At 33.4% G+C, this 20451-nt stretch carries 20 protein-coding genes; 11 read left to right on the top strand and 9 right to left on the bottom strand.

Annotation, left to right across the window (positions count from 1 at the left end):
- Positions 1 to 136: 136 nt before the first annotated feature.
- The 3 genes from BXU01_RS17125 (at position 137) to BXU01_RS17115 (ending at position 2583) form a co-directional block, all read left to right on the top strand.
- Positions 137 to 577 carry a sterol desaturase family protein gene (locus tag BXU01_RS17125; RefSeq protein WP_083694297.1) on the top strand — a complete coding sequence of 147 codons (441 nt, stop codon included), beginning with the start codon at positions 137 to 139 and terminating at the stop codon, positions 575 to 577.
- A gap of 131 nt (positions 578 to 708) precedes the next feature.
- Complete coding sequence (locus tag BXU01_RS17120) at positions 709 to 1173, top strand: SRPBCC family protein (RefSeq protein ID WP_083694296.1); 465 nt, start codon at positions 709 to 711, stop codon at positions 1171 to 1173.
- 114 nt (positions 1174 to 1287) lie between these two features.
- Positions 1288 to 2583 carry a deoxyribodipyrimidine photo-lyase gene (locus tag BXU01_RS17115; protein WP_083694295.1) on the top strand — a complete coding sequence of 432 codons (1296 nt, stop codon included), beginning with the start codon at positions 1288 to 1290 and terminating at the stop codon, positions 2581 to 2583.
- 505 nt (positions 2584 to 3088) lie between these two features.
- On the opposite strand, the gene BXU01_RS17110 is transcribed toward BXU01_RS17115, so the two are convergent.
- The gene (locus BXU01_RS17110; RefSeq protein ID WP_083694294.1) at positions 3089 to 4393 is read right to left on the bottom strand and encodes an AarF/ABC1/UbiB kinase family protein; all 1305 of its coding nucleotides are present in this window, start codon (positions 4391 to 4393) and stop codon (positions 3089 to 3091) included.
- Positions 4390 to 5052: a TetR family transcriptional regulator C-terminal domain-containing protein gene (locus BXU01_RS17105; protein ID WP_083694293.1), complete on the bottom strand. Its 663-nt coding sequence runs from the start codon at positions 5050 to 5052 to the stop codon at positions 4390 to 4392. The genes BXU01_RS17110 and BXU01_RS17105 overlap by 4 nt, the downstream gene beginning before the upstream one ends.
- A 98-nt stretch (positions 5053 to 5150) precedes the next feature.
- On the opposite strand from BXU01_RS17105, the gene BXU01_RS17100 reads away from it, so the two are divergent.
- Positions 5151 to 6062 carry a TIGR01777 family oxidoreductase gene (locus BXU01_RS17100; protein ID WP_083694292.1) on the top strand — a complete coding sequence of 304 codons (912 nt, stop codon included), beginning with the start codon at positions 5151 to 5153 and terminating at the stop codon, positions 6060 to 6062.
- Positions 6063 to 6064: 2 nt separating this feature from the next.
- Here BXU01_RS17100 and BXU01_RS17095 read toward each other — a convergent pair whose 3' ends face one another.
- The 4 genes from BXU01_RS17095 to rmuC all read right to left on the bottom strand — a co-directional run bounded on the left by BXU01_RS17095 (position 6065) and on the right by rmuC (position 9293).
- Positions 6065 to 6634, bottom strand: coding sequence for a YceI family protein (locus tag BXU01_RS17095; RefSeq protein ID WP_083694291.1), 570 nt, complete (start codon positions 6632 to 6634; stop codon positions 6065 to 6067).
- 271 nt (positions 6635 to 6905) lie between these two features.
- Positions 6906 to 7301 carry a VOC family protein gene (locus BXU01_RS17090; protein WP_083694290.1) on the bottom strand — a complete coding sequence of 132 codons (396 nt, stop codon included), beginning with the start codon at positions 7299 to 7301 and terminating at the stop codon, positions 6906 to 6908.
- Positions 7302 to 7331: 30 nt separating this feature from the next.
- A complete protein-coding gene (locus BXU01_RS17085; RefSeq protein WP_083694289.1) occupies positions 7332 to 7880 on the bottom strand; it encodes an acyl-CoA thioesterase in 549 nt (182 codons plus the stop codon).
- Positions 7881 to 7916: 36 nt separating this feature from the next.
- Positions 7917 to 9293: a DNA recombination protein RmuC gene (gene rmuC / locus BXU01_RS17080; RefSeq protein WP_083694288.1), complete on the bottom strand. Its 1377-nt coding sequence runs from the start codon at positions 9291 to 9293 to the stop codon at positions 7917 to 7919.
- Positions 9294 to 9500: 207 nt separating this feature from the next.
- On the opposite strand from rmuC, the gene BXU01_RS17075 reads away from it, so the two are divergent.
- Genes BXU01_RS17075 through BXU01_RS17055 form a run of 5 tightly spaced genes read left to right on the top strand, consistent with a single transcriptional unit; the run spans position 9501 to position 13934 of the window.
- The gene (locus tag BXU01_RS17075) at positions 9501 to 10376 is read left to right on the top strand and encodes a protease complex subunit PrcB family protein (RefSeq protein ID WP_083694287.1); all 876 of its coding nucleotides are present in this window, start codon (positions 9501 to 9503) and stop codon (positions 10374 to 10376) included.
- A 9-nt stretch (positions 10377 to 10385) separates the two neighbouring features.
- A complete protein-coding gene (locus tag BXU01_RS17070) occupies positions 10386 to 10784 on the top strand; it encodes a hypothetical protein (RefSeq protein ID WP_083694286.1) in 399 nt (132 codons plus the stop codon).
- A gap of 51 nt (positions 10785 to 10835) precedes the next feature.
- Positions 10836 to 11387, top strand: coding sequence for an RNA polymerase sigma factor (locus tag BXU01_RS17065; protein WP_083694285.1), 552 nt, complete (start codon positions 10836 to 10838; stop codon positions 11385 to 11387).
- Positions 11384 to 13360: a hypothetical protein gene (locus BXU01_RS17060; protein ID WP_083694284.1), complete on the top strand. Its 1977-nt coding sequence runs from the start codon at positions 11384 to 11386 to the stop codon at positions 13358 to 13360. Before BXU01_RS17065 ends, BXU01_RS17060 begins: the two co-directional genes overlap by 4 nt.
- Before the next feature lie 52 nt (positions 13361 to 13412).
- Positions 13413 to 13934 (top strand): MepB family protein, encoded by a 522-nt coding sequence (locus BXU01_RS17055; protein ID WP_083694283.1) that lies wholly within the window; start codon positions 13413 to 13415, stop codon positions 13932 to 13934.
- Positions 13935 to 13992: 58 nt separating this feature from the next.
- On the opposite strand, the gene BXU01_RS17050 is transcribed toward BXU01_RS17055, so the two are convergent.
- From BXU01_RS17050 to BXU01_RS17040, 3 genes are all read right to left on the bottom strand, one after another.
- On the bottom strand, positions 13993 to 17412 hold the full coding sequence (locus BXU01_RS17050) for a T9SS-dependent choice-of-anchor J family protein (RefSeq protein ID WP_083694282.1): 3420 nt from the start codon (positions 17410 to 17412) through the stop codon (positions 13993 to 13995).
- Positions 17413 to 17712: 300 nt separating this feature from the next.
- On the bottom strand, positions 17713 to 18465 hold the full coding sequence (locus BXU01_RS17045) for an SDR family NAD(P)-dependent oxidoreductase (RefSeq protein WP_056246624.1): 753 nt from the start codon (positions 18463 to 18465) through the stop codon (positions 17713 to 17715).
- A gap of 146 nt (positions 18466 to 18611) precedes the next feature.
- Positions 18612 to 18989 carry a hypothetical protein gene (locus BXU01_RS17040; RefSeq protein ID WP_083694281.1) on the bottom strand — a complete coding sequence of 126 codons (378 nt, stop codon included), beginning with the start codon at positions 18987 to 18989 and terminating at the stop codon, positions 18612 to 18614.
- A 140-nt stretch (positions 18990 to 19129) separates the two neighbouring features.
- Between BXU01_RS17040 and BXU01_RS17035 the strand changes: the two genes are divergently transcribed.
- Positions 19130 to 19714: a pseudouridine synthase gene (locus tag BXU01_RS17035; RefSeq protein WP_083694280.1), complete on the top strand. Its 585-nt coding sequence runs from the start codon at positions 19130 to 19132 to the stop codon at positions 19712 to 19714.
- 107 nt (positions 19715 to 19821) lie between these two features.
- Positions 19822 to 20277, top strand: coding sequence for a tRNA (cytidine(34)-2'-O)-methyltransferase (locus tag BXU01_RS17030; protein WP_083694279.1), 456 nt, complete (start codon positions 19822 to 19824; stop codon positions 20275 to 20277).
- Positions 20278 to 20451: the final 174 nt, after the last annotated feature.

The raw sequence follows: 20451 nt of genomic DNA, 5'->3' as shown, positions 1-20451 counted from the left end.
TTTTTGTCATTGCGAGGAACGAAGCAACCGCATTTGCTAAATCAAACTTTACGTCTTATGATAGTGAGATTGCTTCGTTCCTCGCAATGACAAGATCAAGAACAAACAATAATTTCAACAATTCAAAACATAAAAAATGATTTCTTTTTTAATCTTTTTAGGCGTTTTTCTCTTCATGGAATGTGTAACCTGGCTTACGCATAAATACATCATGCACGGACTTATGTGGTATTTTCATGCTGATCATCATAAACCTAAATATGAACATACTTTTGAGCGCAACGACATTTTCTTTGTCATTTTTGCCATTCCAAGTATTGTGCTTTTTTATTTTGGCGTTCAGGGCGGATTCAATTATTTATTTTTCATCGCTTGCGGAGTCACGACTTACGGCGCTTGTTACTTTTTAATTCATGACGTTTTAATTCACCAACGTTTTAAATGGTTCAAAAACACCAAAAACAAATACCTGATTGGTTTACGAAAAGCGCATAAAATACACCACAAACATTTAGGAAAAGAACACGGAGAATGTTTCGGAATGTTATTCGTTCCTTTCAAGTATTATAAAATGTAGCATCATTTGGGCGTTACCCGCAGAAAAAGCGGGTCGGGCATTCCGTTCCCGCTTCCCGATGAAAAATCGGGAGAGCTCCACTGCAATCCCTAACGCAAACGCATCTTAAGAACTCCGTAATAATCGATTTTATGAAAGTATATAAACTAGAAACCGTACAACACTTAAACGCCAGTATCGAAGAATGTTGGGACTTTTTCTCCAGTCCTCAAAACCTGGAAACGATAACACCTGACGATATGAGTTTCGTTATTCAGGATTTCGATGGCAAACGCATGTATCCCGGACAAGTGATTACTTATACTTTAAAACCACTTTTGGGTATTAAAATTAATTGGATGACCATCATTACGGTTTCTTCAGAAAACCAATATTTTGTAGACGAACAACGTTTTGGTCCATACGCATTATGGCATCACAAACACTTTTTTGAACCCACAGAAACCGGCACAAAAATGACCGATGTGGTACATTATGCTTTACCATTTAGTTTTTTAGGGCAAATCGCAAATAAAATAATGGTAAAAAACAAACTGAAATCCATTTTCGAATATCGTCGTAATAAAATCGAAGAAATATTTAATTCAAAAGCATAATTATTGTAAAAATATTTTTGCCACAGATTAAAAAGATTAACACAGTAAAAAATTCTTTAAAAATCTTTTTTAATCTGTGGCATAAAAAATACCCGCAAAACGGAATTTAATATAATGGCAAAACAAAAAGCAACTTTTTTCTGGTTTAGACGTGATTTACGTCTCGACGATAATATTGGGTTATTCAATGCCCTCCAATCTGATTTTCCGGTGATTCCGTTATTTATTTTAGATGAAGATATCTTAGAGAATCTTCCTAAAGATGATGCTCGTGTTACTTTTATCTATGATTCCCTTCAAAAAATAAACGAACAGCTTCTGGAAATTGATTCATCGATTTTAATCAAAAAAGGAAAAACTTTCGACGTTTGGAAATCCCTCATAAAAGAATTCGACATTCAAAACGTTTTCTTTAATAAAGATTACGAACCATACGCTATAAAACGCGACATGACCATTGGTGACTTATTAAAACAAAATAATATAGCAGCTACTTCCTTCAAAGACCACGTGATTTTTGAAGAAAAAGAAATTACAAAAGCAGATGGACTTCCGTACACGATATATACGCCATACAAAAACAAATGGCTGGAAAAATATCATCTTTCCGGACAAGCTCATGAATATGACACAAAGCCTTTGTTTGTAAATTTTTCCAAAAACAATTTCAATTTTCCAGAATTATCAAAAATTGGTTTTGAAAGAAGCACGATAAAAGTACTTCCGTATAATTTAACCCAAATTGGTAATTATAAAGAAACCAGAGATTTTCCGGCTTTAGACGGAACCTCTTATCTCTCGCCACATTTGCGTTTTGGAACGGTTAGTATCCGTAAATTAGCAAATTGGGCCAATAAGAAAAACCAAACCTTTTTGAGTGAATTAATCTGGAGAGAATTCTTTATCCAGATTCTTTTTAATTTCCCCAATTGTGTAAATCACAATTTCAAGTCGGCTTACGACGGAATCCAGTGGCGAAACAACGAAGACGATTTTAAACGCTGGTGTTCCGGAACGACAGGTTATCCAATGGTGGATGCAGGAATGCGCCAGCTTAACGAAACCGGATATATGCATAATCGCGTACGAATGGTTGTTGCAAGTTTTTTATGCAAACATTTGCTCATTAACTGGCAATGGGGCGAAGCTTATTTCGCTGAGAAATTACTGGATTTTGAACTGGCCTCAAATGTAGGTAACTGGCAGTGGGCTGCGGGAACAGGCTGTGATGCTGCGCCATACTTCAGGGTTTTTAATCCCCAGATTCAACAAAAGAAATTCGACGAAAAAGCAAGCTACATCCGTAAATGGATTCCTGAATTTGACTTAGGATATAATGAACCAATGGTCGATCACGCTTTTGCCAGAGACAGAGCAATTGCAACTTATAAAGCAGGGATTTTGAAATAAGTTTTTTTTGTTTCAAGTTTCAGGTTCTACTGAATGTTTCCTTTGTTTCATTCCCATTTAGACAAAATCTTGTCCTCTCGACGAAGGAGAGATCACACTAGAAATTACGTTTTTAAAAGTAAACCCGACAGGTTTTAAAAACCTGTCGGGTTTGTCATTTTAATAAAGAGAAATTCTGACCATTAATCTTTGTCGAGTTACGAGTGTGATCTTTCCTTCATCGAGATGACATACTTTACGGTTACTGTGTAACAAAATATCTCAAAAAAAACTTTGGTAAAGTTTTGGAACTTTACCAAAGGTCTATATAAAATCCGTGTAAATCTGCGTTTTCGCGATAGCGAATCAGCGTCATCCGTGTGGTGTAAAAGCGTGACAAAATTGGGAGTATGTTACAAATAAATCTTAATTATGAAACCTAAATCCCTAGCCCTGATAGCAGCGGTATCCTTTTTATTTTTTTCTTTAAAAAATAAAAGATATAGCGTATAGCAGGAAACAGCTCCTAATACTTCAAATAATTACTAACTACAATCTTTGCTTTTAGATCAAACATCAAATTATACAAACCAAAGAAAGTACGGTTCATGTAGATGAAATGTTTTGAACCGCGATTCCCGTTCATTTTTTTAAGATTGGTATCGTTAGAGAAACGTTCTCCTAATTTGGCAATGCTGTCAAAGAAAGTCTCATCGGCAAAATCGAAGGTTTCGTTCTGAAACGGTTTTGTAAAAAGCGATAATAAATCATGAAACATCTCTGTAAAATATTCAATTTCTGCAGGTGAATCGTCCGGACGAAGAATTTCTAATTCGAACAGCTTTTGATTAAAAAGCGCTTTATCTGTAATGACGTTTTTATTGATTAACTCAAAATATGGCACATAAAACTCTTCCGGAATTTGTTTCATACAACCAAAATCCAGTGCAATTAAATGATTTTGATCGTTTACCAAAAAGTTTCCGGGATGCGGATCTGCGTGTACTTTTCGCAATACATGAATTTGATACATATAAAAATCCCAGAGTGCCTGCCCTAGTTTATCGCCAACTTCCTTATCTGTATTTTTGGCGGTGAACTCAGAAAGATGAATTCCGGTCATCCAGTCCATTGTGATAATTTTCTCTGACGAAAATTCAGGATAATATCGTGGAAAAAGTAAATTTTCGATCTTGCTGCAAGCTTCAACTACTTCCTGACTTTGTTTTAATTCCAGCAAATAATTGGTTTCTTCGACGAGTTTATCTTCGACTTCCTTAAAATATTTATCAGAGTCTTTTCCTTGTAGATTAAACATTCTGATTGCAATGGGTTTTACCAAAGCTAAATCAGACGAAATACTATTGGCAACTCCGGGATATTGAATTTTTACCGCTAATTTTTTACCGCTTTTTACCGCAAGATGTACCTGACCAATACTCGCAGCATTTACGGAGTTGGCATTGAATTCATCGAAAATTTCATAAGGCGTTTTACCAAAATTAGTTTTAAAAGTTTTTAAAACCAATGGAGCAGAAAGTGGCGGAACAGAAAACTGTGATAAAGAGAATTTTTCGACATATGCCTGAGGAAGGAAATTCTTGTCCATACTAAGCATTTGAGCAACTTTTAAGGCACTCCCTTTCAGGCTTTTTAATCCGTCGTAAATATCCTCAGCATTATTTTCGTTGAGTTTATCACGGGTTAAATCAGGATTAACCATTTTCTCAGCATAATGCTTCACATAGTTTACACCTATTTTTGCTCCGGTCTGTACCAATTTACTGGCTCTTTCTATTTTTGAGGTTGGGATATAATCGATCGTTTTCATTGTTTGCTGTATATTTTTTCTTTGAACAAAAATTTGCCCAAATCTATAAGATGATTCAGAGGTGCAACATTCATTAACTCGAATGAAGCATTTACTGATTTTTCGATAAAAATATCTGTTTTTTCAAACGCAGGTGACTCATCATCAACCCAGAATTTTATCGTTAACATTAATTGCAGCCAAGCCGATTCCTGAATTCCTTTTTCCTGAAATTTCTGTAATTTTTCTTGTTCTAATCTGTAATCGTCAGTCAGGATTTCTGAAACATATTCTTTAAAACTATTTCTAAGAGAGGTAAGCTGGACAAGATTTTTTAGCGGATTCCTGTCAAATTTTAATGCTTGCAGAACATAACTTCTGTTGGCGGTTAAGATTTCAAAAAAAGTGAAATAAAAACTCAGCATTTTATTTTTCATATCATACTCTAAATAGTCTGCATTTTTATGCAACAAATCGATTGTGTTGACAAAAAACAATCTGAATATTTCTTTTTCCAAACCTTCTAATGTTCCAAAAAAAGCATAAAATTCAGCTTCGGTAAAATCATTTTCTTTAGCAAAATGATAAACTGATTTTGGCTTTTGTCCTTTTTCCAGAACCTCTTCCATATAGATCGAAACGATGTCTTCTTTGCTGATTATCTTATTTTTAGCTACCATTTTATTAAAATTTAAATTTTGCCTTAAAGGTAAGCAATGTTTAAGTATCTTTACTTATCGTTAAACAGAATACGATGTTAAATATATTATAAACTATCATGGCAAAAAATATACTACTAACCGGAGGAACTGGCTTTATAGGTAAAAACTTAACGAATTTACTTATCGAGAATGGTTTTTCTGTCTCTGTTTTTACGCGTTCTCCCAAGGAAAATACTTCTGCAATCCATTATTACAAATGGGATCCGGATCACGATTATATTGATGAACAAGCTGTTTTAAAAGCCGATTATATTATTCATTTATCCGGCGAAGGAATTGTAGAGAAAAGATGGACGAAAAAACGGAAAAAAGAAATTCTCGAAAGTCGTATAAAACCTATTGATCTTATTTTTTCTGTTTTAGAAAAAAACAAGAAAACGTTAGATGCATTTGTTTCTGCCTCGGCAGTTGGAATTTACGGTGCTTTTACCAGTCATAAAATTTGTACTGAAAATTCGCCGCCAGCCAATGACTTTTTAGGACAAACATGTCAGGAATGGGAAAAAGCCGTTGACAAAATAAATACACTGGGAATTAGAACTGTAAAAGTGCGAACGGGAATCGTTTTAGGCAGAGATGAAGGTTTTCTAAAAAAAATAGTACCAAGTTTTAAATCTGGTTTTGGTGCAATTTTAGGTACTGGCAAACAATATGTTCCGTGGATCCATATATCAGATTTATGTAGTATTTATGTAAAAGCAATAGTAAATACCGAAATGCATGGTCCTTATAATGCCTGCATCACTGATAATACTACAAATGCCAGTTTATCAAAAACACTGGCAAACATATTTGGATACACGATCTGGCTTCCTAAAGCACCCAAGTTCGTTCTTAAAATTGTTCTGGGCGAAATGAGTGCTGCTATCTTAGAAGGACAAAGGGTTTCATCTGAAAAAATACAGAAAACGGGTTTCGAATTTCAATTTACAGATTTAGAACGCGCGTTGGTAAGTTGTTTGAAATAATTTTATTTTAAGGTAAGATACATTATTTCTTCGCTTCGCACGACTCCAATTAAAGTAGTATTGGCAGTTTGCGAAATTTTACTTGCTACAACACTTGGTATTGCAATATTAAAATCAGCGATGGATATAGGATAATTACAGGTAATCTGTAAACCTTCAGGAACTCTTTTTATCAAAGCTTTAAAATCTATTATCTTAAATTTTCCGTGAAGATAAAGTTTCCCTTTTACATCATATTCTTTTTCGACAGCATCGACATTTTTCAAATCAAATTTTTCGATTTTGCCTTTAAAGACAGCTTTGGGATATCGATTACTTTCTAAATAATTTTCGTTGAAATGTGTTTCCATTAAATCCATTTTAAAACGAAAATCTTTTATAGTAACAGCACATATTAAGGTACTGCTTAAAGGTTCAAGAACTATGGTTCCAAGCTTATTTACTGCTTTTACCTCTTCAAAAAAAGGAACAGAAGCTTCAAAATTTACAATTGCGGCAGCCGTTTTAAATTTATCCTGGGCAAGTATTGAAAATGCAGTAAAAAGTAAAATTAATACAGTAATTTTTTTCATAATCGTCAGCAATTAAACAATTATGTCATTCGATTTTTTATTTTAAGAAGAGAAAAAAACTGGACTTAATAATACATTAAAAAAATAGAATGGCAGTATTCCGTGAAAAAATAATAACTCAATGAGTATACTTAAAGTTACGAAATTTTCACGGACACAGTTGCCGGTTTATCTTAAATATTTGTGAAATATTTTTGGCTGTAAAAATGTAAAATGTTGGTTGTAAAATGACTTTTTGTTTAGAATATAAATTGACAAAAAATAAAACCATTTACCCCTGAACTTCTGTACAGATCTCAATTAAAAAACCATCAAGATCACGTACATACGCTACGATTTGACCCCAAGGTTTTTGTGTAGGTTCTTTTATTAATATCGCACCAAACGAAGTTGCTTTTTGCACCAACTCGCCAACATTGTCCGTGATAAAACCCAACTCGATTGCAAAAGGTTTGTTTTCTAAGCTGCTTTCAACAAAACCTTCACTTAAATTTTGAGCGGCTAATTTTTTTGAAGCAAATGAAATAGTTGTTTCGCCAGTGCTTAATTCTCCATAATCATTTTCCGGAGTTACAAACTTTCTGGAGAATCCAAATGCATTTTCATAAAATGAAATTGATTTTTCTACATCTTCAACATATAAAATGGTGTATCCAAACTTTACCATAATTCTTAATTTTAAATTTTGATAACTATTTTAACTAATCTCTAATAACACATTGTACTTATCTAAGCTTGCCAGATCTTCAATGGAGTTTACATTGGTAATTTTTTCGTGTTCTTCAACTTCCTTGCGAAGTTCAATATGTTTGATTGCTTTTCTAAAACGACGAACTTCATCTAAATTAGATAAAATTAATCCCGGTACCTGAACACTTTTTCCTTCTTTGTCTTTGGCAACCATAGTAAAATAAGACGAATTACAATGTTTGATTACACCGGTTTGTATATTTTCGGCTTCAACACGAATTCCTACAATCATAGAACTTCTTCCCACGTAATTTACAGAAGCTTTCATCGTAACCAATTCTCCAACTTCTATGGGCTTCAGGAAATTTACTGTATCAACAGAAGCTGTTACACAATAATTACCGCTAAATTTTGATGCCGAGGCAAAAGCAATCTGATCGAGTAATTGCAGAATATAACCTCCGTGAATTTTACCGCTAAAGTTGGTATGGGAAGGCAGCATTAATTCTGAAATACTAATTTTTGATGAAGAAACCGGTTTAAAATCTTTAGTCATGTTTTTTTGGAATAGGTGATTATAATAAGATGAATTTTAATTTAATAATTGATTATCATCATTTTCATTTGCTGCTCTTGCAACTATATTTTCAGGAAGTGATTTTTTTGCTTTCGCTCCCATTTTCTTTAATTTTTCGACACTCGAAATCAAATTTCCCCTACCATCAACGAGTTTGCTCATCGCACTTTCGTATTCGGTTTTAGTATCTTTAATTTTATTTCCAATTCTTACCAGATCACCCACAAAGCCTTCAAATTTATCGTATAAGGCTCCGGCTTGTCTGGCAATTTCAAAAGCATTTTCCTGTTGTTTCTGGTTTGCCCACATACTATCAATAGTTCTTAAAGTAGCCAGCAAAGTACTTGGTGTAACAATTACGATATTACGATCGAATGCTTTGTTATAAAGTGCCGAATCTTCATTTAATGCTATCGCAAATGCCGGTTCTATCGGGATAAAAAGCAATACAAAATCTGGACTTTCTATTTGATAGAGGTCATGGTAATTTTTATTTCCCAATTGTTCGACATGTCTTTTTATAGAATTTACATGCTCTTTTAGATAATCGATTTTAAGAGTTTCAGATTCTTCATTGATCCATTTTTCATAGGCAACCAAAGAAACTTTAGAATCGACAATCATTTTTTTACCATCCGGCAAATTGATTACAACATCCGGAAAAACCCTGTTTCCTTCATTATTGGTAAAACTTTGCTGTACTTCGTATTCTCGGCCTTTTTCTAAACCTGATTTTTCAAGAACACGTTCCAGAACTAATTCTCCCCAATTTCCCTGCATTTTATTATCGCCTTTCAAAGCTTTTGTAAGGTTCAGGGTTTCTTTGCTCATTTGTGCATTCATTTCGCTTAATCCAACAATTTGTTGACGAAGTGCCGCATGATAATCAATACTCTCTTTGTGTGTTTGCTCTACTTTTTGTTCAAAACCCTGAATTTTATCCTGCAAAGGCAGCAAGATATTTTTCATGTTCACGCTATTTTGTTCCGTAAATTTGGCTGATTTCTCTTCCAGGATTTTATTGGCTAAATTCTCAAATTCTTTCGTGAATTTTTCCTGTAATTCGGTTACTTCTGCTTTTTGTTCTTTATGTCGTTCCCATAAATTCTCAAAGTCAACTTCTTTTTTAGAAAGCTGAATAGCAAGACTATCTTTTTCTGTTCTGATATTTTCCTTTTCAGAAGCAATAAACTGAAGTTGTTTTTCAAAATTGATTCGTTCTCTTTCAAACTGCTCTTTCTGCAATTGCAATTGATTGATATTTGCATTCAAACGCTCTTCTAAACTTATTTTCTCTGACTGAGATCTCGCCACAAATAACAACTTACCTAAGTATACACCTAAGATTAGAGCCACAACAAAAGCCAGCAGATAAGGAAGAAAATCAAACATAATTAAATTTTATTTTTAAAGTAAAAGTAAGCAATAATACGTAGTACTTATTTTTAAAATCAAAATTTCACGAATTAACAGTTATTCAAAATTTAATGAACATTTTGAATAACTCTTCTGATTTAAATTAACTAAAAAAAACTTTTTTTCACGCAACCATTTCAAAAGATATTCATCTACAGTATATAAACCTATTAAAAAATTATCATGAAAAAATTAATGTTAAGCTTGTTTATAGCTTTTGGATTCAGCGCCTGCTCTCTTAATAATGACGATTTAAAAGTCGATTGCGGAGCTAGTGAAGACAAAGCTTTTACAGGATTTCCACTTTTATGTTCATACACCATCACTACTTTACCTACTAATCCAAATGCAATTTTAGTTGGGTCAGAAGAAAAAATGAAAACTCTTTTCACTAAGCATGAAAATTCTTGTCCAAATGCTACAGACACTCCTATAGATTTCACTAAAGATATGCTGGTTGGAATTTTTGCAGGCCTAAAACCTACAAACGGATACTCTATTAAAATAACAACAATTGTAGAAAACAAGTGTGAGATTTTAATTAATTACTACGAAAAAGCACCTCAGGCTGGTGAAACTCTTGTTTCTGCGCCAAGTTATCCGTCAGATTTTATTTTAATCCCAAGAAGCTCAAAAGCGGTCCTTTTTAACAAAGTCACGGAGAATACAGATAATATTGTTGTGGGAACTTTTAGCAAACAATGTACTGGGGCTGATTGCCAAAAATTCTTTCAAATCAATGATTTTAATATTTTAAAATTCCAGAATGTTGTTGCGGGAGGTTATGATTTTAATCAATACAGATATACTGCAACGACTAAAAAAGGAGATTATACGCTTTTATTAAAAGAGGTACCAACTGAAATTTTAAACTTAAAAGGACAAACTAAAACTTACGGAACTCCGGATGAAGCAAATCATGGTGGTGTATATTTTGAAATTCGTCAAGGTACTGTAACTACGAAAGTTATTATTGACAATGTAGATACTGCAGATCAAAGTGCAGAAGTAAAAGCTTTCAAAAAAGTCATTCAGGATAAAATTACAGCTCTAAAATAATCCAAGCTTATGAAACAATTCTTATTATTTATTGTAGCGTGTTGTCTGTTTTCTACCGCATATTCACTAGATTCAACAGGTGTAAAATCCGGTTCTATTATGAATACCTGGATTTGGGAAAAATCGATTGGAGGAGGCAGCAATCCTTATACTGCAACCCCAAAAACTATTGGATTTACAAAGAAGGTAATTTTTACTCCGGAAGGACGTGTGATCACTTACAAAAATGATGTAGAAATTAGAAATAGTGCGTATCAGATAGAAAAAGGCGTTAGTATTTTTGATCAGTCAGAAAATGACCTGATTACTTTTGAAGGCAAGACTTATATCATAGAAAAGCTTGACAATCAAAACCTAACAATTGTTAGTAACAACCAGGATGCAACCCGTACTATTTATAAAAGATAGTTTTATAAGCATTTAAGAACTATTTTTGCAAAACCAAACAATACCATTTTTTTGAAAGACGATTTAGAAAAATACATTAAGCTGTGCATAAAAAATGACAGGGAGGGACAACTGAAAATATATCAGTTGTTCTCTCCTGTTTTATACGGTATTTGCCTAAAGTATATGAAAAATGAAGATGATGCAAAAGATGTTTTTCAGGAGGCATTTGTAATCGTTTTTCAAAAAATAAGCCAATATAAATTTGAAGGAAGTTTTGAAGGCTGGCTAAAACGTATTTTCATCAATAAGCTAATTGAAACCTTGAATAAAAAGAAGAAAGAAAGTTTCTTTTTAGATGTTTTTGATCCTGATACTGACTTTGTCGAGGAAGAAGAACTGGATAGTATTCCTATAGAACAAGAAAAATTATTAGAATATATAAGGGATTTACCAGACCAATACCGAACGGTTTTTAACTTGTATGTTTTTGAAAAAATGAAACACAAGGAAATAGCAGAATTACTAAAGATTTCAGAAGGAACATCAAAATCAAATTTAAACAGGGCCAAGCACATTTTGCAGAAAAGAATACTGAGCATAAAAAATTTTAAAATAGCATGAAAAAGCAAGATATAGAAGATATTTTTTCATCAATGGAAAACTTTTCAAGTGTTCCGCCTCCAGAATTATGGAGTCAGATTGAGGAAAAATTAGACAAACCAAAAAAGAAAAAGAGAGCTATTCTTTGGTGGTCGGCTGCAGCATGCTTATTATTAGGCTTATTACTTCCTTCTGTTTTATATTTTAGCTCTACTTCAGGAATCAAAACAATACAAGGGGATTCTCAGGAAAATACCGTTGTTCTTGATAAGCAAAAAGACAATTTAAACCCAACTAAAACAACCTCAACAAAAGAGAATAACTCTGAACAAATTGCTATTGAAAATCAATCTGTTGCTACTAAAGATAATTCATCTTTAAAGAACACACCGGATCAACTTAATAATGCAGTAAAAAATCAAAAAACGACAGTTGCTCATACAAATTCTAAAACCTTAAATAATCCTAATGCTGATGGTTTAAATTTAAAACCTAATAAAGCAAACGAAAATATTAATCAGGCTGTAGCTGAAAAAACAACTGTTTCAGATCAAAAAAACGGATTTAATTCAGGTTCACAAAGTCAAATTGCAAATGCAGATAAAAAGGTTTCTAATCAAAATCTAACCGAAAAAACTATAGTTCCAGCTAAAGAAAACTCTTTTAATTCGACTTCAAAAAATCAAATTGCAACTGCTGATAAAAAGGTTTCTAATCAAAATCTGACTGAAAAAACTATTGTTTCAGGTAAAGAAAACTCTTTTAATTCAGCATCAAAAAATCAATTTACGAATGCTGATAAAAAGGTTTCTAATCAAACTCTGGCTGAAAAAGCTGCAGTTTCAGCCAAAACAAATTCTTTTAATACTGCATCAAAAAATCAGTTTGTAACTGCTGATAAAAAATCATCTGATAAAATTTTAGCCGAAAAAACTTTTGTTGCCGGAAATGCAAATCCATTTAATCCAAGTACAAAAAATCAATTGTCGAAATCAATTTTTGAAAATCAATCGGCTTCAAAAAACAACAAAAACATAGCTTCCAGCAATCCAAATCCATACATAAAAGACAATAATGGTGTTATAAACGAAAATGCCTTAAAACAAAACAATTCAGGTGTATTGCCTAGCAAAGAACTAGCGAGCAATAAAAGCAATTCTAAATTTAATAACGCTGCTCTAAGCAAGCAAGATTCTGTACAATTGGCAGAACTTCAAAATTTAGAAAAAGGTATCTTAACTCCTGAAACAAAAAACGAAAAGGAAGACAAAAAGATTGCTAAAGGTGAAAAATGGGCTGTCGAAGTTTTTGCCGGAGTTGCCAGTTCAGAAAACTATAAAAATGACAAAACTTTTGGCAATTCAAATGATTCGAAACAAAGTAATACATATGGTGTAAAAACCAAATACAAAATCAACAAGAAATGGGCTGTGGGTTCTGGTTTTAAAATTAATGAATTAGGCCAGAGCGTGGCAAACGTTTCGTATTTGAGTACAAAAAATGCTGCATTTTTTAGTTCTAGCGATTATTTTAACTTAAATACGACAGCTGCCGCACCAAAAATTACGACTAATGCAGATTATGTATTTGTTCCTAACTCAACTACAAATGCGATAAAAGAAAACGATATTCAAAGCAACAATATTCAAACCGGAAATCTGGATCAGAATTTACGATATATCGAAATGCCTTTAGAAGTATCCTATTCTGTTTTTAGTAAAAACAAAGCCAGTATCAATTTAAATACGGGAGGTTTTGTTGGTAAATTGATTTCTAATAATGTAGCTTTAGATGGCAATTCGCTTGGTCAGAATATAAATGCAAATGATTACGTATATGGTTCTACACTAAGTAGTACTTTGCAATATCGCGTGTACAAAAAGACCAATGTTTTTGTTGAGCCTGCGGTGAATTATTATATAAATCCATTGAATAATCAATCTTTTAATCAGTTTCAGTGGGGATTAAATTTTGGGTTAAATGTTTCTTTTTAAAGTTCTTTTTGTGGTAATTTTACCAAAATAACGGAATAGAAACACCCTAAAAATGACAATCAAAAACAATTGGAATGATCAAAAATCATTACCTGAAGATTTAATTATTGCCAAAGAATTAGTTTATGATTGCTGCAATTTTGACATCACAGAACCTCAACCAGAAACTGAAAGTACGGATTATAATGCTTACCATTTTTATTTGAACGGAAAGTATATTTACTATAGAACGGCAAAAATAACACCTACAAAAACAGGTCAGTTTGTAACCTTATGGAAACGAAATAAAAACGGAATCATCGAACCTTTTGATTTTTCTGACGCAATAGATTTTGTTATTATCAGTGTTCGAAAAAATGATTTATTTGGACAATTTATTTTTCCTAAAAATATTCTGCTGGAAAAATCAATTTTTTCTACGGCTACAAAAGAAGGAAAAAGAGCGACGAGAGTTTATCCACCCTGGGATGAAACAACGAGTAAACAGGCTCAGAAAACCCAACAATGGCAGTTAGACTATTTTTATGCAATATCTCCTGATCTTGATTTCAATAAGTTTAAAGGCTTATTTTAAAACATAAAAAAGAGGCATCCACAAACGCGGATGCCTCTTTTAAATTTGTAACAATTGCTTATTTTTTTACAATCTTGCTTTTATAAACAACTTTATTATTCTCTGTCAAAGTATAAACATAGATTCCGGATGCTAAATAATTTACCGGAATTGCCGTTGTACTTACATCTTGTGTTGCATTTATCTGGATAGGACTTGCAACTAAATGACCTGAAATATCATACAGGTTTAATTTTAGTTTCTTGTCATTATTAGTTTTTACAATAATATTCAAAACATCTGTACTTGGATTAGGGAATGCCTGAACAAAATAACCGTTCTTGGTTTCATAATCTATTGTAGACAAAGTTGAAGATTTTAACTCAAAACGAGCAATTACTGGTCCGTGATCAGATGTTGTATTCGTGTAGTTCGCAATATCATTACGAGGATCATAAACTGAAATTGAGTTTGGTATGTATTGATCATTCAACTCATTAGAAATCATGATGTGATCTAAAAATCCACTTGAACTTAAATAACTATATGCTCCAGCCTGGCTAATTCCTAAAGTAAGTGCATTATAATTTACCGTATCATCAACAAACATTTTATATGATGAAGGATTTGGCGTAATAACAGATGCTTTTACATCATCATTATAATCTCCTAAAATAATTAAATTAGAATTTGCATAATAAAGGTCCAAACTATCTTTTAATACTTGCGAGTCATATTTACGCATATTATATCTGGCGATATCTGTTCCGCTGTTTGCACGTGCATGAACATCTACTAGATTAAGCAGTTTTTTTACTCCACCCAGATTCGTTTCTATTTGTACCATGTAAGGCAAACGTCCTGATGAGAAAAAACTTGCCCCATTACCTCCAGGGTAATTAGGTAACGTTTTAGTTCCTGCACGTACGTCATCGTATAAGTCTTTAAACATTACACGCGTATCTGTTACTGTTGCAGTTTGCGTATTATAAATTACTACTAATTTTTGAGGAGGGAAATTAGGGTCCGGCGCATTAAACGAATACGACCATGATGTTGAAATTGTTTTGTCGAATGTTTTTCCGTTAATGCTAATCTTTTGAATTAAAGCATCTAAAGCAGGTTCATCTGATACTTCCTGAACAACATATACGTCTGCATTTAGTTTGTTCATTACTTTGGCTACATTATCAATTTGAAGCGCATTATCAGTTGGACCAAATTCAACTCCGTCTGTACCTTTTACCGCAGTACCAAAAAACTCAAGGTTATACGTTACAACATCAAAAGTATCTGCTTTTGGTATAGAAGATCCTGTCAAAGAACCAATTTGTTTGTTTAATGAAGTTCCGGTTACTGTTAAAGTTCCTGAAATAGTCAAAGCTTTTACAGAAGGTGCGAATTTTGCATAAAGTGTTTTTCCTGCCGCAGCATCAGCCTGACTTACAACAATAGACGATTGAAATGTGTTATCATCTAAAGACAATAGGTAATCTGCCGGAGCAGTAATTGTAATATCACCATGACCTTCTGCATTAAAACTAAAAGACTGGCTTGCAGAAACCGCACTTGGATTTACATCTCCAAAATCTAAAACAGGATTAGAAGCTACATAACCCGCTTCGTTCGTAATTTCTACATCGTCTAATGACCATTCTGCAGCAAAATTATTTCCGCCAGCTGTGGTTTCATAAACCCATGCCAAATACGTATGACTAGTTTTATAATTATTTAGTTTGATGTATTGTGATTTGGTGTAAGTTCCTGTTGTAGTTGGAAAATCAGCTGGTATTTCTGTCCAGTTTGCCGTTTCAGGATTACTTTTTCCGTCGTAATCAACAGAAACCATTAATTTTAAACCTGGTCCTGTATAAAATTTACGAGAGTAAAAAGATAATAATGGGAATTGTCCAAAAGTATCTAAATGCAATTTAGGCGAAATCAACCAGTCTTTGCTTGCTCCGGTATCAGAATATCCGTTCATTAAAACTGCTCCGGTTCCTGAGTTTACATTTCTGGCAACTGTTGTTGAAGCCCATTTGTTTAAAGTTCCGGCAACATTATATTGCGTCCAGCCACTATTTGTCAAAACATTTGCATCATTAAATCCTTGCTTGTAAGGATCAATTCCAGCTCCGGTTAACGTTATTGTTTTTGTAGTTGCACCAACAGATTCGTGTGTTATTAGTCCTGTAAAGTTACTTATTGCATCTGGTGTAAATTTTACATAAACTGTAGGCGTTGGATTAGAAACAAAATCAGCAACAGTAAAAACAAGAGACGAACTAAAGTTTGTATTATCTTTAGATATTGTAAAGTTTGCCGTAGTATTTAAAATTACATCATTCGTAAGATTAACAGCCTGAATTTTATATTCGAAAGTATCCGAAACAAATGTAGATTGCGAAAAACCTAAATCTAAAGAATTTACTGTAGTCGTTATAATTGGAGTTGCAACGCTTGAAGTTGTCACATCAACCTTATTTACAGTTGATTGAATATTGCTGTAAGGATCCTCAGAAATAGAGAAAACAGAATAAGATGTACTTAGGCTCAATCCTGCAAAGTTTTTCACATAAGCCTGAGAAGGATTCGTAATGTTTAAAAATCCGGATTGCAAAGCAGGGATTCCGTTTGCGTCCTGTCCAGCTTTTAATTGTGTAACTGTTGGTGCAGCACTTCCGCCTGGCAATAAAACATAATATGTTTTACCAACTTCATCTATTTTATTAGAAAAATCAAAACTTTCTCCATAAATATTTTCAGCTTTTGGATAGCCTGCTACATTTACAGGAGCAAGAACATCACTTCTAATATCGATATTATCTATAGCAAATGATTGTCTTGAACCGGCCGTACCTGAAACTAATCTTGCAATCCATCTTATCTGAACTAGATTTTGATTATCACAATCTGATGGCAATGTTACAGTTATTGTTTGTAAATTAAAAGGTGTTGTAACAGCAGTGGTTTGCTGTACTGTACTAGCATTTGAATATGCTGTAGTTGGCAAAGTGATAAAAGCACCTGTACTTCCTACACGATATTGCAATGCCATTTCCTGAAGACGATTGTTAGCGCTTCCGTCATATGGGTTACGAATTATCATCGCATCGTACTTTACTTTTATCGCTGTATTATTAAGGGTTGAGAAAGCAAAACCCAAAGAGAAATCAGCAGAAGTAGTATTCAAAAAACCAATTTTTCCATTATAATTATGAATATTACCACTATTAGTATTTGCGGTACTGTTTGCTGTTAAAGCTCTGTCACCGGTTAATCCGGTACCATAAGTAGCTGTATTTGCTGTAGCGCTTACTAACCAGCCTTGAAATCCAGCCGGATAAGTGGTAGAAGAAGCTAATAATCCATCAAAATTTTCAGTGATAGGAAGCGAAACTCTGGGAGATGGCATTGTTTGCGCAAAAAGATTCCCGGAGCAGCAATAAAAAAAACTTAAAAAAGCCATTAAATGGCGAGCAGAGTAAATGTTTTTCATGTGTTTAAAAAAATAGAGTTTTTAGAAATCAAATTTATATCCTTTAAAGTTAAGGGAATATTGTGAAACCATAAAGTTATTGTTTTCAATTTTATAAACATTCCATAATAAATATCAATTTATTGCACAAATGACTGAGTATTCACCAAACTTATCGTCACTTTAAACAATTATATATTATTGAAAGAATTTACTTTATCATTTTATTTTAATAAGATAAAACCTTATTTATTTTAAGTAAAGACATAAAAAAAGGCTATCTTAAAGTAAGACAGCCTTTATATTTTATATTAAAAAACTTTAAATTGCAGTATATCCACCATCGGCGATGATATAACTTCCGGTTGTGAAGGAAGATTTTTCTGAACTTAAAAAAACTACCAGTTCGGCGATTTCTTCGGCAGTTCCTAAACGGTTCATCGGAGCTTTTGCAGCAATGGCTGTCATCATTTCCTTATTTAGATTATCCTTTAGCAAAGCCGTTTCGATATAACCGGGACCAACTGCATTACAACGAATATTTTTTTGTGCATATTCAGCAGCAATATTTTTAGTCAACCCCACTACTCCATGTTTCGAAGCCGTATAAGCCGGACTAAGAGGCGCTGCAACCTGACCGTGAATAGAAGCAATATTTACAATACTTCCTCCGCCATTTTTTTCCATTTGTTCTAATTGATAACGGCAAGCATAGAAAACACCACTTAAATTTAAGGCAATTACTTTATCCCATGCTTCGGGTTCATATTCACCCGTTGGTTTGGCAGGACCACCCATTCCTGCATTATTGCAGGAAATATCAAGTCGGCCATATTTAGAAACGGTTACTTCAACCATGTGTTTATTGTCGCTTGCAATTGAAGAATCTCCTTTTACAAAAAAAGCTTCTCCACCCTTATCCTTTATAATTTTTACGGTCTCTTCGCCGTGATCTACGTTAATATCTGAAAGTACTACTTTTGCTCCTTCTCGAGCGTACGCTTCTGCCACCGCGCGTCCAATTCCTGAACCTCCGCCGGATACAAAAGCAACCTTGTTTTCTAAAAGTGCCATCTTTAATATATTTAAAATTTATACTTACAATTTACGAAGATCTTCAGGGACGACCATAAGAAATTCAGGGTTTACAATAAGATTAAGATTTTCTCATAATCAAATGTTATTTTACATTATGATTACGAAAATCAAATATTTTTTGCTTATTTACTATCTTCATCTAATTTCATGTTTCCGCGATCCTTGTGACTTTCGGGATTAGAATTAGAATAACGATTAGGCGTAATATCTGAGTTTCTATCTTTGTTTTCTACTGTTTTCTTTGCTTCTTCCTCTGTATTCACACCTCGATTAGAATTTGCGTTTTTTGTGTTTACGTCGCCTTTCACTTCCTTAATATCTTCGTTCTCATTTCGGGCTCTTTCTACTACTTCTTTATTGCCGCTTTTATCGGTAACAACTTCTTTTTTCAACTTAGATTCTTGTGATTCCTTATCGTGAGAAATATTTTTTCCTTTAGATTCATCTATATTTTTTTGAACTCCATTTATCTTTTTTGATCCTAAATTATTAGTTTCCATAATTTTGTATTTTAGTATTAGTATTATAATATTACGAATTCTTAAGCTGAAAACTAAGTGCTTTAACATTGCTTTTAGTTTATTTGATCAATATTTTTAATTCCTTCTCAAACAAAACTATCTTTGCAAAAAAATAAAACATGCATAGACACTTCATTCTTTTTAAACCTTACGGCTATCTCAGCCAATTTATATATGAATTAAAAAGAAAGAAAAAGCTTTTAGGCGAATTGCATGATTTTCCGATGGGTACAATGGCTATTGGCAGACTTGACGAAGATTCTGAAGGGTTGCTTTTACTCACTACTGACGGAAAAATAAGCGAACAAATAAGAAGTAAAAAAGTCGACAAAGAATATTATGTTCAGGTTGACGGCGTTATTACACCAGAAGCCATCGAAGAATTGCAAAAAGGCGTAGAAATTGGTTTTGATGGCGGAAAATACAAAACCAAACCTTGTAGTGCTTTTATTGTGACCGAAATTCCGGATTTTGGTCCAAGAGCAAAAAAAATACGCGACGAACGGCATGGTCCAACTTCATGGGCATCAATTACGGTAAATGAAGGAAAGTTTCGCCAGGTTCGAAAAATGACTGCCGCAGTTGGTTTTCCAACTTTAAGATTGGTTCGTGTTCGTATAGGAAATGTATATTTGCAGGACTTAAAAGCCGGTGAGGTTTTAGAGGTTCAGGATTTTTTTAAATTAGATAATGAGTTAATTTGAAAATTAGATAATTCGATGTCTGGATTGTTGGATGAGTTTGAATTAAAGATTGATTGACTAACAATTTCACCGATTAAACTATTAACCAATTAAACAAATAAACAATAATGTTAAACGTTGTTCTTGTAGAACCGGAAATCCCTAACAATACCGGAAATATTGGTCGCTTGTGTGTAGGCACAGAAAGTAGACTGCACTTAATTCATCCTTTTGGATTTGTGATTAATGATAAAAACCTGAAACGTTCCGGTTTGGATTATTGGGTACATCTTGATGTAACCGAATATCAAAACATAGAAGAATGGATCAATCAGATTCCAGATCAATCACGTGTTTTCCTGATGAGTTCTCATGCCGAAAAATCATATCTGGAAACCGATTTTCAAGACGGAGACTGGTTGGTTTTTGGTAAAGAAAGCGTTGGTTTAAGTCCCGAAGTTTTGGCTCGTTTCGAAAATCACTTAACGATACCTATGTCGAAATTAATCAGAAGTTTTAATATCGCCAATTCAGTAGCTTTTGTAGTTGGAGAAGCTAAAAGACAAATTGGGTTGAAGGTTTAATATATAATTGTAAGCTCCGAAGGAGCGATATATTTATAGCTCATATTAAATTCTAACGCGAAGCTCCAGCGGAGCGATATATATTTCACCCCCTACGGGGCTCTATTGAATGTGATTTACATTTCTATAAATATTACGTCCCGCTGGGACTTCTAAATTTTAGGTAATTATAAT

The sequence above is a fragment of the [Flexibacter] sp. ATCC 35103 genome (assembly GCF_001975985.1).
Lineage (GTDB): Bacteria > Bacteroidota > Bacteroidia > Flavobacteriales > Flavobacteriaceae > Flavobacterium.
The sequence above is the reverse complement of the archived record's forward strand: the minus strand, read 5'-3'. Positions and strand labels throughout refer to the sequence as shown.

Excerpts from the sequence above, each read along its gene's own strand:
- BXU01_RS17110 (WP_083694294.1), bottom strand. The coding sequence starts at position 4,393 with ATGAAAACGATCGATTATATCCCAACCTCAAAAATAGAAAGAGCCAGT.
- BXU01_RS17070 (WP_083694286.1), top strand. The coding sequence starts at position 10,386 with ATGAAACAATTCTTATTATTTATTGTAGCGTGTTGTCTGTTTTCTACC.
- BXU01_RS17060 (WP_083694284.1), top strand. The coding sequence starts at position 11,384 with ATGAAAAAGCAAGATATAGAAGATATTTTTTCATCAATGGAAAACTTT.
- BXU01_RS17115 (WP_083694295.1), top strand. The coding sequence starts at position 1,288 with ATGGCAAAACAAAAAGCAACTTTTTTCTGGTTTAGACGTGATTTACGT.
- BXU01_RS17075 (WP_083694287.1), top strand. The coding sequence starts at position 9,501 with ATGAAAAAATTAATGTTAAGCTTGTTTATAGCTTTTGGATTCAGCGCC.
- BXU01_RS17045 (WP_056246624.1), bottom strand. The coding sequence starts at position 18,465 with ATGGCACTTTTAGAAAACAAGGTTGCTTTTGTATCCGGCGGAGGTTCA.
- BXU01_RS17050 (WP_083694282.1), bottom strand. The coding sequence starts at position 17,412 with ATGAAAAACATTTACTCTGCTCGCCATTTAATGGCTTTTTTAAGTTTT.
- BXU01_RS17105 (WP_083694293.1), bottom strand. The coding sequence starts at position 5,052 with ATGGTAGCTAAAAATAAGATAATCAGCAAAGAAGACATCGTTTCGATC.
- BXU01_RS17085 (WP_083694289.1), bottom strand. The coding sequence starts at position 7,880 with ATGACTAAAGATTTTAAACCGGTTTCTTCATCAAAAATTAGTATTTCA.
- BXU01_RS17095 (WP_083694291.1), bottom strand. The coding sequence starts at position 6,634 with ATGAAAAAAATTACTGTATTAATTTTACTTTTTACTGCATTTTCAATA.
- BXU01_RS17030 (WP_083694279.1), top strand. The coding sequence starts at position 19,822 with ATGTTAAACGTTGTTCTTGTAGAACCGGAAATCCCTAACAATACCGGA.
- BXU01_RS17040 (WP_083694281.1), bottom strand. The coding sequence starts at position 18,989 with ATGGAAACTAATAATTTAGGATCAAAAAAGATAAATGGAGTTCAAAAA.
- BXU01_RS17090 (WP_083694290.1), bottom strand. The coding sequence starts at position 7,301 with ATGGTAAAGTTTGGATACACCATTTTATATGTTGAAGATGTAGAAAAA.
- BXU01_RS17120 (WP_083694296.1), top strand. The coding sequence starts at position 709 with ATGAAAGTATATAAACTAGAAACCGTACAACACTTAAACGCCAGTATC.
- BXU01_RS17100 (WP_083694292.1), top strand. The coding sequence starts at position 5,151 with ATGGCAAAAAATATACTACTAACCGGAGGAACTGGCTTTATAGGTAAA.
- rmuC (WP_083694288.1), bottom strand. The coding sequence starts at position 9,293 with ATGTTTGATTTTCTTCCTTATCTGCTGGCTTTTGTTGTGGCTCTAATC.
- BXU01_RS17125 (WP_083694297.1), top strand. The coding sequence starts at position 137 with ATGATTTCTTTTTTAATCTTTTTAGGCGTTTTTCTCTTCATGGAATGT.
- BXU01_RS17035 (WP_083694280.1), top strand. The coding sequence starts at position 19,130 with ATGCATAGACACTTCATTCTTTTTAAACCTTACGGCTATCTCAGCCAA.
- BXU01_RS17055 (WP_083694283.1), top strand. The coding sequence starts at position 13,413 with ATGACAATCAAAAACAATTGGAATGATCAAAAATCATTACCTGAAGAT.